This window comes from Streptomyces angustmyceticus (assembly GCF_040701845.1).
GTDB lineage: Bacteria > Actinomycetota > Actinomycetes > Streptomycetales > Streptomycetaceae > Streptomyces > Streptomyces angustmyceticus_A.
In genome coordinates this window covers 150,358-165,054 of record NZ_JBFBHQ010000002.1, presented here as the reverse complement: position 1 = coordinate 165,054, position 14,697 = coordinate 150,358, and the positions used below count along the sequence as shown (strand labels likewise).

The 14,697-nt window shown below is 71.6% G+C and carries 12 protein-coding genes and 1 pseudogene; 9 read left to right on the top strand and 4 right to left on the bottom strand.

All coding sequences use genetic code 11. The annotated features are described in order from the left end of the window. Positions 1 to 67: 67 nt before the first annotated feature. Entirely contained in the window at positions 68 to 2,674 is a 2,607-nt protein-coding gene (gene rph / locus AB0411_RS04690; protein WP_366415771.1) for a rifamycin-inactivating phosphotransferase, read from the bottom strand. A gap of 589 nt (positions 2,675 to 3,263) precedes the next feature. Further along, on the bottom strand, positions 3,264 to 4,232 hold the full coding sequence (locus AB0411_RS04685) for a LysR family transcriptional regulator (RefSeq protein WP_366415770.1): 969 nt from the start codon (positions 4,230 to 4,232) through the stop codon (positions 3,264 to 3,266). Between the two features lie 121 nt (positions 4,233 to 4,353). On the opposite strand from AB0411_RS04685, the gene AB0411_RS04680 reads away from it, so the two are divergent. From AB0411_RS04680 to AB0411_RS04650, 7 genes are all read left to right on the top strand, one after another. Next, a complete protein-coding gene (locus AB0411_RS04680) occupies positions 4,354 to 5,601 on the top strand; it encodes an MFS transporter (RefSeq protein WP_366415769.1) in 1,248 nt (415 codons plus the stop codon). A 505-nt stretch (positions 5,602 to 6,106) separates the two neighbouring features. Continuing rightward, positions 6,107 to 6,781 carry a tRNA-dependent cyclodipeptide synthase gene (locus tag AB0411_RS04675; protein WP_366415768.1) on the top strand — a complete coding sequence of 225 codons (675 nt, stop codon included), beginning with the start codon at positions 6,107 to 6,109 and terminating at the stop codon, positions 6,779 to 6,781. Between the two features lie 36 nt (positions 6,782 to 6,817). Beyond that, on the top strand, positions 6,818 to 7,357 hold the full coding sequence (locus tag AB0411_RS04670; RefSeq protein WP_366415767.1) for a GNAT family N-acetyltransferase: 540 nt from the start codon (positions 6,818 to 6,820) through the stop codon (positions 7,355 to 7,357). Positions 7,358 to 8,372: 1,015 nt separating this feature from the next. Further along, entirely contained in the window at positions 8,373 to 9,104 is a 732-nt protein-coding gene (locus AB0411_RS04665) for a DUF899 family protein (protein WP_366415766.1), read from the top strand. 144 nt (positions 9,105 to 9,248) lie between these two features. Then, a complete protein-coding gene (locus AB0411_RS04660) occupies positions 9,249 to 9,644 on the top strand; it encodes an SH3 domain-containing protein (protein WP_366415765.1) in 396 nt (131 codons plus the stop codon). A 93-nt stretch (positions 9,645 to 9,737) separates the two neighbouring features. After that, a complete protein-coding gene (locus AB0411_RS04655; protein ID WP_366415764.1) occupies positions 9,738 to 10,751 on the top strand; it encodes a phage baseplate protein in 1,014 nt (337 codons plus the stop codon). A 154-nt stretch (positions 10,752 to 10,905) separates the two neighbouring features. Then, complete coding sequence (locus tag AB0411_RS04650; protein WP_366415763.1) at positions 10,906 to 11,820, top strand: helix-turn-helix domain-containing protein; 915 nt, start codon at positions 10,906 to 10,908, stop codon at positions 11,818 to 11,820. Between the two features lie 105 nt (positions 11,821 to 11,925). On the opposite strand, the gene AB0411_RS04645 is transcribed toward AB0411_RS04650, so the two are convergent. Then, positions 11,926 to 12,369, bottom strand: coding sequence for a MarR family winged helix-turn-helix transcriptional regulator (locus AB0411_RS04645; protein WP_366415762.1), 444 nt, complete (start codon positions 12,367 to 12,369; stop codon positions 11,926 to 11,928). Between the two features lie 95 nt (positions 12,370 to 12,464). On the opposite strand from AB0411_RS04645, the gene AB0411_RS04640 reads away from it, so the two are divergent. After that, a complete protein-coding gene (locus AB0411_RS04640) occupies positions 12,465 to 12,857 on the top strand; it encodes a nuclear transport factor 2 family protein (RefSeq protein WP_366415761.1) in 393 nt (130 codons plus the stop codon). Between the two features lie 81 nt (positions 12,858 to 12,938). Here the strand turns inward: AB0411_RS04640 and AB0411_RS04635 are convergent, their stop codons facing one another. After that, entirely contained in the window at positions 12,939 to 14,024 is a 1,086-nt protein-coding gene (locus AB0411_RS04635) for a PP2C family protein-serine/threonine phosphatase (RefSeq protein ID WP_366415760.1), read from the bottom strand. A gap of 305 nt (positions 14,025 to 14,329) precedes the next feature. Between AB0411_RS04635 and AB0411_RS04630 the strand changes: the two are divergent. Beyond that, positions 14,330 to 14,641 (top strand): annotated as a pseudogene (locus AB0411_RS04630) (sigma factor); the annotation flags it as partial. Positions 14,642 to 14,697 lie beyond the last annotated feature (56 nt).

The window sequence follows — 14,697 nt, the reverse complement described above, 5'->3', positions numbered from 1 at the left end:
GCGGTGACCTCGGGGGACGGAGCCGCACTCGGCTCGCGCCCCCCGATGGGCTTCGCGGTGTGGCCCGTCACGACAGGATCTCGACGTACCCGTCGGTTCCGTGCACGCGGATCCGCTGCCCGTCCCGGATCAGCCGGGTGGCCCGCTCCACGCCCACGACGGCCGGCAAGCCGTACTCGCGGGCGATCACTGCGCCATGGGTCATCAGGCCGCCCACCTCCGTCACCAGGCCCGCGACTCCGACGAACAGCGGCGACCAGCTGGGGTCCGTGAAGGTCGTGACCAGGATGTCGCCCGCTTCGAGATCCGCCCGGGCCATGTCGAGGATGACGCGGGCCCTTCCCTCGATGGTCCCGGCCGAGACCGGCAGGCCGCTCAGGGCGCCGGCCGGCACGTCGTCGCGCCGGTACGCCCCGGTGACCGCCTCGCCCTCCGAGGTGAGCACCCGGGGCGGTGTCAGCGCGTGGTACGACCGGAACGCGTCCTCGCGCTGCCGGACGAGCTGGTCATCCACCTGGTGCGCGCGCACGGCGTCGTGGAGTTCCTGGAACGTGAGGGAGAAGATGTCGTCCTGCTCGCGAAGCACACCCGCCCGCACGAGGCGCTCGGCCTCCGCCAGCAGGGCCTGCTTGTAGACGAAGTAGCGGCTGACGATGCCGTACTTCGGGTACTCCCGGTACCCGATGAAGGTTCTGACCCGGTCGATCATCCGCTTGGTCTCGTCGGCCTTCCGGTCCCCGTCCGGCAGGGCCCGCAGGCGCGACAGCACGTCCTGTTCCTTCTTCCGCGCCTTCTGCCGCCCTTGCTCGAAGCGCCGCCCGGCGGCGCCCGGCTCGATGTTCCTGATGTTGTCGAGGATCACGGGCACGAGCGTGGTGGGGCGCTCGCGCCACCGTGGCCTGGTGATGTCGATCTCGCCGACGCAGCGCATGCCGTACCGGTCGAGGTAGGCCTCGATGGCGTCGCGCGCTTCGGCCCCGCCCGCGACCTTACCCAGCTCGTCCAGGAAGGCCTTGTCCTCGATGCCCTCGATGCCGTGCAGGAACGCCACCACCTCCGGCTGCGGGCGGATCACGTCCGCGACGTCGAGCAGCGCCAGTCCCATCTCCGACGTGATGTTGTCGGGCGCGGACAGCGTGAGCGTGTCGGCCGCGTTCTTCTCGCCCAGCCACTCCTGCAGCTTGTCGTTGAGCCACCACGTGGCCTCCATCCCCGCCATGATCGCCTGGAGGCTCAGCGGATCACCCAGGACCCGCTTGTGCTCCTCGAAGGCCTCCAGCAGGAAGTCGAACAGCGCCGGTCCGGTCTTCGTCCGGATGTCGCGCTCCAGGGCGGCGATGGACGCCCGGCTGCGCTCGATCAGCTCGGTGACGACGGCCGGATCGGTCTCGATCGGGGCGGGCGCACCGCCGGGCGGCGGCCCGCCGGGACCCGCGTCCGGGAGCGACGGAACGAAATCGCCGCGGTCGAGGACGGTCTCCAGCGCGTCCCTGACCAGCGGATCACCTCTCCCCAGGACGTCCAGGAGGCCGGCGCGGCTCGCGGGCGAGGCCAGGCGCCGGGTGACGTCGACGAACAGCCTCCCGCCGGCCTCGTGCATCGGCACCATGGCCGTCAGCTGCCACATGGACAGCCCCAGGGGCTTCATGGGGTCGGTCATCATCTGCTGATGACCGACGGAGACGTAGACGTGATTCTCCTGGTCGTCGGTCTCGGGGACGGGGAACAGCGTCGTGATCGGCCGGCTCTGCACGATCTGGAAGGCATCGTCGACCAGGCACCATTCGATGTCCTGCGGGCGGCCGAAGTGCGCTTCGATCCGCCGCCCGAGCCGGACGAGCCGCACGACCTGGGCATCCGTCAGCGCCGGCTGCTCCTGACGCGGCGATTCGATCGCCACTTCCTGCGTACCACCGGCCGGCAGGGCCTGGACCGCACGCTGTTTGGCGGCGATCGCCTTGGCGACGACTTCGCCGTCTCGCACCGTGAAGACGTCCGGGTTCACCAGGCCGGAGACCAGGGCCTCGCCGAGACCGAAGCCGGCGTCCACGGTGGCGACCTTGCGGTTGCCGGTGACGGGGTCGGCCGTGAACAGGATGCCGGCCGCATCCGGGAAGACCATCTGCTGCACGACCACGGCCATGTGGACCGTACGGTGGTCGATGCCGTTCCGCCGGCGGTAGGTCACGGCCCGCTCGGTGAACAGCGAGGCCCAGCACCGGCTGACGTGCCGGAGGACCGCCGCCGGCCCCACGACGTTCAGGTACGTGTCCTGCTGGCCGGCGAAGGAGGCCGTCGGCAGGTCCTCCGCCGTGGCGCTGGAGCGGACGGCGCAGGCGGCCCGCTCGCCGAGCCGGGCGAGCGCGCGGGTGATCGCCGCCGCGAGATCGTCCGGGAGGGTGATCTCCTCGATGGTCCGGCGGATCTCCGCGCTGAGCGTGCGGATCGCCTCCCGGTCGTCCGGGTCGAGGCGCGACAGCTGATCGAGCCGATCGTCGATCGACGGCGCTTGAGCCATGATCCGCCGGAAGGCGTCCGTCGTCACACAGAAGCCGGCCGGCACGCGGATGCCGTCGATCCGCGACAGCCCGCCCAGGTGGGCGCCCTTGCCGCCGACGGCCGCGAGCTGCGTCTCGTCAACCTCCTGGAGGTCCCGCACGTACTGCTCGCTCATCGTGACACCTCCGAGGCAGCCGTGCTGCCGTGCCCTGCACCGGCCGATCGCCGCACCGGCGCCGCCGGTTCCGTCGCACCTCGTGCCGGCAACGTCCTCGCCGCCGGCTGCCCTCCCGCCGGCGCGCCGAGCGCTCGCGACCGCACTGCCCCTCCCACCGCTGGTTCGACGTCACCGCGTCCCCCATACGTCGACAACTCACGCACGTCATGCCCCCCATTTCCGCAGGTTCTGGCCTCGGCGGACGATTTTGCGCCACCCCCTGGGCCTTGCCGCAAGCCCCCCAGTGCGCTATACGTTGAGAGTGGCAAGGAGAGATCTCTCCTTGCCTTTGTCTTTTGCCGTCCGGAACCGACGCGCTTCTCTCGAAGCGGTGGCATCCCGCGTACGGGGACGCGGCGTTGGCCCGGGCGGATGTCCCCTCGGCCTGCCGATGCGGCCCACGGAACCAGAAGTTCCTTCTGCCTCCCGCAGGCGGCCCGGCGGTGGACGACGCACGCGACCTACCTGGCGCCCGCTCCGGTCCGCGGCTGCCGAATCGCGCTCCCGCTCAGGCGTCGCGTCGGCAGTGTGCCGCGGGAGGCGACCATCAGCGTCGGGCGTGTGCGCCGCTTCCGTCGCCACGGCGCGGTGCCGTCGCCCAGTACGGGCGCCAGACCGTCCCGGGGAGCGGTGCCAGGCTTTCGAAGTGGTCGATGACCGCCCCGAGTCCCGGGTGTGGATTCGCCCGGGCGAAGAGGAGCGAGAGCGGGTACGCGAGCGTCGGATTCACGATCGGGATGCGGCGCAGGTCGTGGTTCGTCGGCCAGAGGTACCGGTCGCGCGAGCCGACGAGCGTGGCCACGTCTGCGGAGTCCGCGAGGATGTCGAGGAGCACCTCGTCGCCGAAGTGCGGGCCCGCGGCGTCGATGCGGAGGTCGAAGTCGGTGGCGAGCTGATCGTAGAACTCCGCCCATTCGCTGAGCGGGGCGATACCCGGCACCCAGATCCGGTGCCGGCGCAGCTGGGACGGGCTCAGAGTGCGTGCGGAGGCGAGCGGGTGCCTCGGGCCGACGAGGAGTTCCAGCGGGGAGTCGAAGGCGTGGATCATCCGCACCTCGCGCGGCAGTGCGGCAGGGTCGGTGACCGAGCGGAACGAGGCGTCGACATCGCCCGCCCGGACGGCGGCGACCACCACGCGCGGGTCGTTGACCCTGAGGGTCACCACGTCGAGGTCGGTTTCGGGATGCGACCGCCAATAGTCGTGCAGGAGGACGGCCTGCGCGGACCGCAGGCCGAGAACGTCGATCCGAAGGGCCCGCGAGCCGGGTCTGATCGCGGTGACGGCGCGGTCGACGCTGGTGACGATGTTCCGGGCGTGCGGGAGGAAGGCCTGGCCGTCGAGGGTCGGCTCGACCCCTCTGGCGGTGCGGGTGAACAACCGGACGCCGAGCGTGCGCTCAAGGGTGGCGATCCGCTTCGACACGGCCTGTTGCGTGACGCCGAGCTCGTCGGCAGTGTGCTGCAGCTGCCCGAGCTCGGCCGCGCGGACGAACGACCGCACCGCCTCGGTATCCATCGATCCAGCATAAGCGTGCCCAACCGATGGTTGTGGCTCGCCCTGGGCCGGTTGTTTGACGCCGCGAGGTGCGGCCGGTGTGATGCGGAGAACCGAACATCGGTGGTCGCGAGGGGGGCGCATGCGCGTGCGGTTGGGGCGTGGTTTCGGTTGGCTGTGGTCGGCCTACGCCGTCAGTACCTACGGCACGTGGCTCGCCTTCGGCGCGTTCCCGCTGATCGCGGTTCAAGTGCTGCAGGCGCCGGCCGTGGCCGTGTCGCTCCTGGAGGCGGCCGGGCCTGCCGTCGCGGCGATGGTTGCGTTCTCGCTCGGGCCCTGGGTCGAGCGCCGGGCCAAGCGTCCGGTGATGATCGCGATGGATCTGATCCGGTTCGCCGCGATGGCGAGTGTCCCGGTCGCCTACGTCCTCGGCCGGCTCTCCTACGGACAACTCCTGGTTGTCTCGGTCGTCTCCGGAACCGCGAGCATCACCTTCACCGCCGCGTCCGGCACGTATCTGAAGCATCTCGTCCGTGGCGAGCACCTCCTGGTGGCGAACGGGAGACTCGAGGGCACGAGCTGGGTGGCGACCGCGGCGGGCCCGCCCCTCGGTGGTGCACTCGTCGGGTTGCTCGGCCCGGTCATCACGATCACGACCGACGCCCTCAGCTACCTGCTGTCCGCGCTCGGGGTCCTCCGCATCCGCGGAGGCGACGGCGCGGCACCCCGCGACCCCGCCACCAGGTTGCGCGGGGCCGACCTGCTCGGCGGCTGGCGGATCATTTTCCGCGACGGCGCGCTCAGGTGCCTGTTCCTCAACTCGATCCTGGTCAGCGGCCTCATCATGGCCACCGTCCCGCTCCTGTCCGTCCTCCTGCTGGGCCAGTACCACTTCCCGGCCTGGCAATACGGTCTGGCCTTCGGCCTCCCGGCACTCGGCGGCCTGGCCGGCGCCCGCCTCTCCGCGCGCCTGGTCACCCGCTACGGCCGGCACCGGGTCATGGCCGTCTCCGGCTGGCTGCGCTCACTCTTCCCCCTCGGTCTCGCGTGCGTCCGCCCCGGCGTCCCCGGGCTCCTCACCGTGATCGTCGTCGAGGGCCTGCTGATCACCTGCATGGGCATCTTCAACCCGATCTACGCAACCGAGCGCCTGCAACGGGCTCCCGCGGGCCGCACCGCCCACGTCCTGAGCACATGGAGCGCCAGCAGCAAACTCCTCCAAGCCGCCCTGATGGTGCTCTGGGGCTTTCTCGCCACCCTCACCAGCCCGCTCACCGCGATCACCCTGTCCGGCGTTCTCCTGCTCGCCACCCCGCTGCTGCTGCCCAAACGGATACATCTGTCCGCCCCCGAGCCCACCGCACCGGCCGAAGACGTCCAGATCGCCTGACCCGCACCGCAACACCGCCGTCGGCCTGGTCCGCGCCGGAGAGCGCCGCATGCGGCCAACCGGTCGCGCGTCCCACCGCTTTCGGCATGGGGGCGGTGCACCAGGACTGAACTCCCGATAGCTCATGCGCTCTTGCTGACCAGCAACTGGCCTTTCGCATCAGTCCAGTTGGGAATCGGCACATCCAGGTGCTGACGTGCCACCCTCATCGCTCGAAGTCGCTCCGTCGGTCCGGGAGCGCGACCACCTCTCCCATCGGGTGAGACAGGGCCGGATCGGATGTTCGCGGGAATCGATCGCCATATTGGCCGAATCTCTATAGCCTGTGCGCATCTTCACCCGTTTCATCCGTTGGTAGTAGCTCCAGGCGAGCCTTGGTCGCAGCGCAGGTATGCGTCCGGGTGGCGTCAGACAGGCGCACGGAAGCCGAGAACACGGCGCGTCCCGCAGCCGTGATCGACTCGTCCGCCCGTTCGGCCGCCCTATCGGAAGGCATTGAGACACCGTGCTGCAGGCAAGCCCCTCGACCTCCAACTGCCAGGCCATATGGGGACGGCGAGAGCATGTGCTGCTGGGCGTGAGCCCGTTCAACAGCCGTTTCTGCGACGCCTACATAGCCCGCTTGGCCGCCTGGGCACACGCGTCGGCACAGGACTTCGACGTGCTGCTCCCCGGGGTCGAGCACGCCTCCTGGATACTGGAAGCGGTCGGCGAGTCCAGACCCCGGGCCAAGGCGCGCAAGGAGGTGGCGCGCAGAAGGCGCGCGGTGGAGGAGGCACTGGAGGCGTACGCGCCGCAACGCCGGGTGGCCGTCCACGACTTCGGCGACTTCGCCGACGACCCGCACTACCTCGGGCTCCGCGACGAAGTGGACGAGGCGTTCACGGGCGACGAGGGCTTCCGGCTCGCCTGCCTGAGCATGAGCCGACAGGCCGTCAGCAGCCGGTTGCGCACGGTCCGGGGCCCCGATGCCCGCGTCGACGACGACCAGGCCGCAGCAGCAGTGCGCTATGTACGGGACGAGCTCCCCTTCGTCCTGGACGGCGCCACCCTCCTCGGCCGCGAGGAGACGCTCATGGTCTACCACCGCCCCTGGCCGCTGTGGAACCGCATCGCCGAGGGTGAGTTCCCCCTCAAGGTGAGCCCCCGCCAGGGATTCCTCGTCGTCCACGACTCCTAGGGATCCGCAAGGCAAGCGGACTGGCATACTCCGGCCATGGACAACGGGGCGGCGGGGCACGGGACGCGATCGGGGGGAGAGGCGTCCGGACTCGGCACGTCGGCGCACCCCACGGGCTGGGCGCTGCGCCCTGCGACGGTGGCGGACATCGAGGTGATCGCGGAGCTGCGGGCCACGGTCATGCGTGCGGACTTGGAACGTCTCGGGCGCTACGACGAGCACCGGGTGCGGCAGCGGCTGCGGGACTCCTTCTCCACCCGGCACACCTCGGTCATCATGACAGGCCGCGAATTCGCCGGATGCCTCACGCTCCGGCCCGCCGAAGGCCGGTGGTGGCTGGAGCACTTCTACCTTGCTCCGCACCGGCAGGGCCTCGGACTGGGATCCGAGGTCTTGCGCACCGTGCTGGAACGGGCCGATGCGCAGGGCATGACCGTGGGCCTGAACGTCTTGCAGGGCAGTGCCGCCCGTCGGCTCTACGAGCGCCACGGATTCGCCATGGAGACCCAGGACCCGGTCGACGTCCGCATGGTGCGCCCGCCGGGGGCACGGGCGTCCGCGCCCGCGAACGCCTGACGACCTGAACGCCTGACCTGCGACGGCGCACACTCCCGCGGCCGTTCCCACGGCACGGTCAGCAAGGCCAAAGCGGCGACTTGGGCGTAAGGCGAGGCGGGCCGGGCACCCGGTGATCCAGGCACGCGGCGCGGCGCGAGCTGCCGGGGACCGACGAGCGCCCCACGGCTGGGCGCCGTCGCGGCCCACAGGCGGCTGCGGCAGAGTGGACGAGGTGACGTGAGGGGAGGCGAGACGCCATGCCGTACAGGCGGAAACGGCCCCCGGCGCCCTGGAGGCACATCCATCTAGCCGGCGGGACGCTCACCCCCTTGCCTGGGCCACCGTCACCCAGCCCCCACGCACCACGCCTGTTCGACGTGGCGGCGCGCCTTCACGCCGCCGCGCGCAGACCACCCCACACCTCGGCCCCCAGGAGCACCAATGCACTCACCCCTCTCCGCACTCGCTGCCGCACCCGCGGCCGAGCCGCATCCGACACCGGGCGAGCCACCCCGGAAGCCGGATTCCGACGCGCCGGACCCGCCCCCGCCCGGCCCCCAGGACCCCGTCCACCCCGATCCCGAACCTCCGCCGGCCCCCGCCCCGGCCCCGGACAGGACTCCGGCTCCAAACGAGGGCGCGTCACCCGCCTGGGCTACAGCCACCAGAACCAGGGGCCGGCATCGGGCGCTGTCCGCGAGATGAGCCTCGGCGGTCAGCCCGCCGCGCCCTCCCCGGCAGCACCGGCTCGAACCTGATCCGACTGCGTGGAACCGGCCGGGCACACGGTCCGACATCGCAGAACCGGCCGGCCCACGGCGACTCGGCACGGATGTGCCCCTCCTCCGGACACCTCTGGAGCTCCGCTCCCGCGCACCGTCCGAACCCGGTGGTCTCGCCTGCCTCCCGCGACTCCCCCTGGCTTCCCACGGCTTCGCCCTCACCGCCTCTGACCTGCACAGATGTCAACCGGTCCGGCCTTTCGCCGTCTGGCGACCCCTCCTGGCCCAGCAGACAATGGTGGCCGGAGCAGATGGTGACAAACCAGGCAGCTACGTCGGTCGTCGTCGCGCAGGAGGCAGCGATGCATCACACCCACCCCACCGAGGAGCCGGCCGCATACGTCGACGCCCGGGAGGAACTGCGACAGGCCGAGATCGAGCTGATGCGTCATCGCGAACGCGTCGCCGACCTGCGCCGGCGGCTGCCCCTGGGGCCCGCCGTCGACGACTACGTGTTCGAGGAAGGCCCTGCCGACCTGCGGGCCGGTGACGCGCCGGCGGCCACCGTGCGGCTGAGCGAACTCTTCACGCGGCCCGGACGCGACCTGGTCGTCTACCACTTCATGTACGGCAAGCGGCAGACCGAGGCGTGCCCCATGTGCACGATGTGGATCGACGGCTTCAACGGAGTCGCGCATCACCTCGCGCAGCAGGTCGACTTCGCGATCGTCGCCGCGGCCGACCTGCCGGCGCTCCGCGCACACGCCCGAAGCCGGCAATGGACCAACCTGCGTCTCCTCAGCGCGGGTTCCAGCACCTTCAAATACGACTTCGACAGCGAGGACGCCGAGGGCAACCAGGACTCGACGGTCTCGGTGTTCACCCGCGACAGCGACGGGCCGGTGCGCCACTTCTACTCGGTCCACCCCAGGTTGTCCGACGCCATCGACCAGCGGGGCATCGACCTGCTCAGCCCGGTGTGGCACATCCTCGACCTCACGCGCCGTGGCCGGGACGACTGGTTCCCCGCACTGAACTACTAGCGAGGGGCCGCGGCCGGACGTGAGCCGGAGCGTCCCACTTTCTCCCTGGGACGCCTGGGACACATCATCGGCGGAGTCGTCGGAAACGCTGAGCGACGCAGGGTCACGCTCCGGTGAACCTGCGGAGCACTCGAGGAGAATCCGATGAATCGACGCATGATGCGCAACGGCGTGGTCGCCGTGGTCGCCGCCCTCGCCATGGTCCCCGCGGTGGCGTCCGCCGACTCCTGTCCGCACCCCGCCCACGGCCGGCACTTCGGGTACCAGGACACGGCGACGGCCAGGACCACTCATGCGTACGGCCGCGTGGTGACCCCGAACGACACCCGCCTGAACGTCCGTTCGGGCCCGGGCACCGGCTACCGCGTGGTCGGCACCGTACGCGCCGGCCGGGTGCGGGCCCTCGCGTGCAAGACCAACGGCAGCCCGGTGGGCGGCAACGAGCGCTGGTACCGGCTCTCGCACCACCGGGGCTATGTCTCCGCCCACTACGTCCAGCCCTTCCGAGCCGTCCCGTGGTGCCGCGTCCTCGGCGGCTGATGCCGCGGACCGCAGTGGCACCGCAATGATCATTGGCTGCCCGCCCGTTCGAGGGGGCGGGCGGGCGGCCGGTCCGAGTTCTTGGAGCGCTTGATGGTCACAGAAATGCAGGGGGCGAGACCGGGACGCAGGGCCGTGTGCGGCCTCGGGATGTTCGCGGCGGCCGGTGCCGTGCTGCCGACGCGGTGGGCGCGGGCGGCCCCCGCCTCGGCCCGGAAGCCGCCCGCCCTGTCCGCTGCGGGCCGGCAGTTCCTCGCCGGGCGGCTGCGGCACACCACGGTGCTGCAGTCGTTCACCGTCGACGAACGGCAAGGCCACCTCTACGCACTGCAACTGGTGGCGGGCGGGGTCCGGCTGGCGGGCGAGGAGACGGCGCCCTCCCACGCGGAACGGGCCGAGAACGGTGATCTGTGCCTGAACCGGCTCACCCTCGACGGCTCCGCGGCCGGACACATGTACCTGAAGGGCTTCGGTCACGGCGGCTCGATCGGGCTGGAGGAATCCGCGGACGGGGTCACGCTGTGGACCGAGTGGGACGCCAACCCGGCGTCCGGCTACGGGCGGGGCGTGTGCCGCTTCCGCTTCACGGACGGCCGGGTACTGGAACGCGGCAGCGACGGACTCCGCACCTACCACCCCGTCACCGGCTCCACCAGCAACTTCCCCGCCCTCGATGTGACGCACCGGCAACTGCTGCTGCGGTACAAGACGGGCGGCATACCGAGGTTCGCCCTGTACGACCTCGACCGGTTCCGGGCCCGGCAGTTCCTCCCGCTGGCCGACTTCGCCCAGCCGGGCGCCGACCTCGATCTGCCCTTCCAGGGCATGGCCGTCTACGGCGACTACGCCTACCAACTCCTGGGCAGCGCCTACGGAACGGGCAATCCGGCATCCTCCGGCGGCAACACCCGGCTCTACCGCATCGATCTGCGGACCGGACGGGTGGTGTGGCAGCAGGTGGAGCGGACGGCCCCGGGGCTGACGCCGCGCGAGCCGGAGGGCCTGGCCGTGCTGCGGAGCGGTGGTACGCCGCGGCTGTGCCTGGGGTTCGTGGAGGGCCCCGCGGGCAGTCGCACCTTCCGCCTGTATGACAAAGCGCTCAGCTGACATGTTCCGTTCGGTGCGTACGGGGTGTCATCGGCCGCCGGGCATGGGTACACATTCCGCCATCCGGGAGGAAACAGACCTCCGGACCGCCGGTCGGGACCGCTGAGGCGACCGCTCCCGGGGCGGAGGCAGGTGGTAAGGGGAGGCGCACACGGTGTCCCACTGGCGGCCGCTGCCCGGCACACTCGATACCCACGCGCAATGCCTGGCGGAGGAGTTGCGCGCACTCAAGGAACGGACCGGACTGAGCCTCGACGGGCTGGCCAGGAAAACCCCGTACAGCAAGTCCGCCTGGCACCGCTACCTCAACGGCGAGAAGCTGCCGCCGCGCAGCGCGGTGGTGGCTCTCGGCCAGGTGGCGGGCGCGGATCAGGAACGGCTGCTCGCGGTGTACGAGGCCGCGTACCGGGCCCGGACCGCGCCCGCTCCCGTATCCGCAGCCGTGGCCGGGCCGGCCCCCGCTCCCCCGGCTCCCCCCACTCCCCCGGCCCCCGTCTCGACGGAACGGACCGGGCCTGCCCGAAGGATCCTCCGCAGCGCCGGGGTGCTGCGGACCGCCGGTGCCCTGGTGGCGCTGACGGCGCTGGTGGCGACCATGGGGGCGGCGGCCTCGATCGTGCAGATTCCCGCGCGCGCCGAGCGGGCCGACGGGCACGCCTCCCCCACGTGCCACGGCCACCGCTGCCAGGGGCGGTATCCGTGGCGGTTCGGCTGCAATCGCGACGCGCGCGCGGCGAGCATCCACGTCGACGCCACCTACACCGTGCGGCTCCGCTTCAGCCCGTCGTGCGGCACCGTCTGGTCGGAGGTGCAGCCGCGCTCCGGCGGCGCGCAGAAGGTGTCGATCTGGGTCGGCCGGGACGCGCGGCTCACCTCGCACCCCCGCGGCCGCGAGGGTCTGGCCGTCAGCCCCATGCTGGCCACGTCGGACCTGGGGCAGGCGGTGGCATGCGCGAAGGTGACGGACCGGGTGGCGTGCACGGGCGCCGTCGAGCTCACCGGCCCGGCCCGCCGCAAGGACGGTGACGGCTTCCCGGGCCCCGAGTTCCTCGAGCGGGTGATGCGTTGAGCCGCCCGGCCGGCCGAGGCGCCTGGGCGCCGGCCGCTCGGGGCCGGCGCCGTTCGGCGCGGTTCCCCGCCTCGTCGCGCCGTGAGGCCGAAGGCGGCTCGGCCCTCAGCCGAACGGGCCGTCGACCGTGAAGCGGCGCAGCCGGCGGGCGAACGCCTCGGCCTCGCCGGCCGGCCATGACGACAGGCTCGACATGATGTGGGCGGCCAGACGCGACCGCAGCTCGGCCACCGCGCGTTGACCCTCTTCGGTGAGAACCAGCAGGTGTGCGCGCCCGTCGGCGGGGTCGGGTTCACGCCGGACGAGGCCGGCGGCCTCCAGACGTGAGGCACGGCGGGTGACGCCGGAGCGGTCGACGCCCACGTCGGGAGCCAGGTCGGCCGCGCTGCGGGGCCCGGTCCGGGCCAGTGCGCTGAGCACCGGGTACGTCAGTTCGTCCACCGCCTCTCCCATGCCCTCGGTGAGCTGCCGGTGCAGCTGAGTGCGAGTGGTGCGCCTGAGCAGGATGCCCAGCGCGTCGGCGATCTCATGTCCTACCTCGTTTTCCACCCCACAAGAATAGCGTGCGCTGCGCACGCTTCTACTGCTACAGTGACGGAGATGCGTGCGTGGCGCACGCACTTCTTCTTGTGGAAGGAACTCCCATGACTCGCACCGGCATCGAGGCCGCCCTGAACGACCTGCTCTTCAACCGCGACATCACCCTGCAGGAGGCCGCCGACCGCCACTTCACCCCGGAGTACCGCCAGCGCACGGACGGTGAATGGGTCGACCGTGCCGAATTCCTCGACCACATCGGCCACCTGCGCACCCTCGTCCGCGACGGCCGGGTCGAGGTGCACGACGAGCTGTACGACGGGAGCACGTACGCCGACCGGCACACCTGCCACATCACGAAGACGGACGGCTCGACCGTGCGCATGGAGGTCTACGTCTTCGCCGATCTCGCCGCCGACGGCCGGTTCAGCCGCATCGAGGAGACGACGCTGATGCTCCAGGGCTCCGACGCCGACCGCAACATCGGCAGCGCCCGCTAGGGGCTGCCGGCACGGTCCCGTCTGCCCGCGGCGTCCGGCCCTCGTTTTGAGGACGTGGCGCTCGGCGGCCGGCGGCCGCGGTTACAGCGGCCGGGCCAGGAGGTCCTGTACCGGCAGGGGGCGGTGGAGGGCGAGGAGGGCCTGGTCGTCCTGGGGCGCGCCGCCGCTGTGGCGGCTGACGTCGTGGGCCAGCAGGTCGAGGACCGTCGAGGGGTCCGGGAAGTGGCCGGTCTGGCGCATATAGGACTGCGTCATGCGGGGGACGCGGTCGGCGGGGTCATAGAAGTCTCCGGCGGGGTCACGGGCCTCGGTGACACCGTCGGTGAAGCACAGCAGCATCGCCCCGGGCGGGAAGGCGTGCGTCTCCACCGGTGAGGTCCAGGACCCCAGGGAGGCGATTCCCAGCGGCGGCGCTTCCTCCGCCGGGGCCAGTGCGCGCGCTCTGCCGTCCGTATAGAGCAGCAGGGGGGCGGGGTGGCCGCGGTTGACGATCCGGACCTGGCTCAGGTCGTCGGAGAATTCCACGATCAGGGCAGTGGTGAATCCCTCGGTCGCATCCAGGCCCTCCCGGCGCTGGCTCTCGCGCAGCAGGGCCTCCTCCATGCACTCCACCAGGGCGGGCAGGTCGGCTTCGTGGTCCGCCGCGTAACGGAAGACCCCGATGTCGACACTGACCGCCGTGACGGCGGACAGGCCCTTGCCCCGCACGTCGCCGACCATGGCACGCACCCCGTACGGCGTCTCCTGCATCACGTACAGGTCGCCGCCGATCAGTGCCATGTCCTCGGCCGGCACATAGCGGGCGGCGATGCGCAGGTCCCCCAGTCGGCTCGGGGGTGTGGGCAGCACGGCACGCTGGGCCACCTCCGCGGCGTAGCGTGCCCGGTTCGCGCTCACGTGCTGGGAGCGCAGGGACCGGTTCAGGCCTACGGCCAGCACGGTGACGGCGGCCAAGGTGATCTGGACGGCCGCGTCGCCCTGCCAGTCGTAGGTTCCGTCGACGAACGCCAGGCCCGTCTGCACCGCCATCGCTGCCACGCCGATGCCGACGATGCCCACCGGAGTGAGCAGCGAGACGGCCGCCACGGGCGCCACGGCGAGCAGGGGGGCGGACGAGACCGAGCGAGGCGTCAGCAGATCCACCAACGCCGCCAGAGCAATCACCACCGCGGGAACCCAACGGCGTACCCGTGACCACACCGGCAACACCCTCATCAGGCCATTCTGCCCTCCCAACGGGCCCACCACAGCCGAGCGGACCGCGGCGGCCGTCCGACGGCCCCAAACGACCGGCGTCACCGGGCGGGCGGCGGGCGGCCCGTGCACCCTGCGGCGCGGCCCACCCGCCCGGTGAAGCGGGTCACCCGGCCGGGCGGTCACGCTTTCCCCGGCGCGAGGTGTCTCGATGGTCGGCCGAAGAGAGGAGCCGCGGGTGATGCCCGGGTACCGACGCAGGGTGGCGGGGGCGGGTCATGGCTGAGGATCCCTTTTACCGAGCACCGTCCGCTGCTGTTCACCCTCGCCTACGAGATGCTGGGCAGCGCCGCCGACGCCGAGGACGTGCTGCAGGAGAGCTCCCTGCGGTGGAGCGCGGTCGATCCGGCCACGGCCGGGCCTCCGCGCGCCTACCTGGTCCGCGTGGTGACCCGGCAGGCCCTCAACCACCTGCGCGCGGTCAGGGCACGGCGCGAGGAGTACGTCGGGACGTGGCTGCCCGAGCCGTCCGCACCGCGCCCGACGTGAGCGAGGACGCGATCCTGGCCGAGTGGGCGTCGACGGCCGTGCAGTCTGCCACCGGCCCGGCACGAACTCGGCCGCCTGACGTTCACCGCGGTCGACG

Excerpts from the sequence above, each read along its gene's own strand:
- rph (WP_366415771.1), bottom strand. The coding sequence starts at position 2,674 with ATGAGCGAGCAGTACGTGCGGGACCTCCAGGAGGTTGACGAGACGCAG.
- AB0411_RS04685 (WP_366415770.1), bottom strand. The coding sequence starts at position 4,232 with ATGGATACCGAGGCGGTGCGGTCGTTCGTCCGCGCGGCCGAGCTCGGG.
- AB0411_RS04680 (WP_366415769.1), top strand. The coding sequence starts at position 4,354 with ATGCGCGTGCGGTTGGGGCGTGGTTTCGGTTGGCTGTGGTCGGCCTAC.
- AB0411_RS04670 (WP_366415767.1), top strand. The coding sequence starts at position 6,818 with ATGGACAACGGGGCGGCGGGGCACGGGACGCGATCGGGGGGAGAGGCG.
- AB0411_RS04665 (WP_366415766.1), top strand. The coding sequence starts at position 8,373 with ATGGTGACAAACCAGGCAGCTACGTCGGTCGTCGTCGCGCAGGAGGCA.
- AB0411_RS04660 (WP_366415765.1), top strand. The coding sequence starts at position 9,249 with ATGAATCGACGCATGATGCGCAACGGCGTGGTCGCCGTGGTCGCCGCC.
- AB0411_RS04655 (WP_366415764.1), top strand. The coding sequence starts at position 9,738 with ATGGTCACAGAAATGCAGGGGGCGAGACCGGGACGCAGGGCCGTGTGC.
- AB0411_RS04640 (WP_366415761.1), top strand. The coding sequence starts at position 12,465 with ATGACTCGCACCGGCATCGAGGCCGCCCTGAACGACCTGCTCTTCAAC.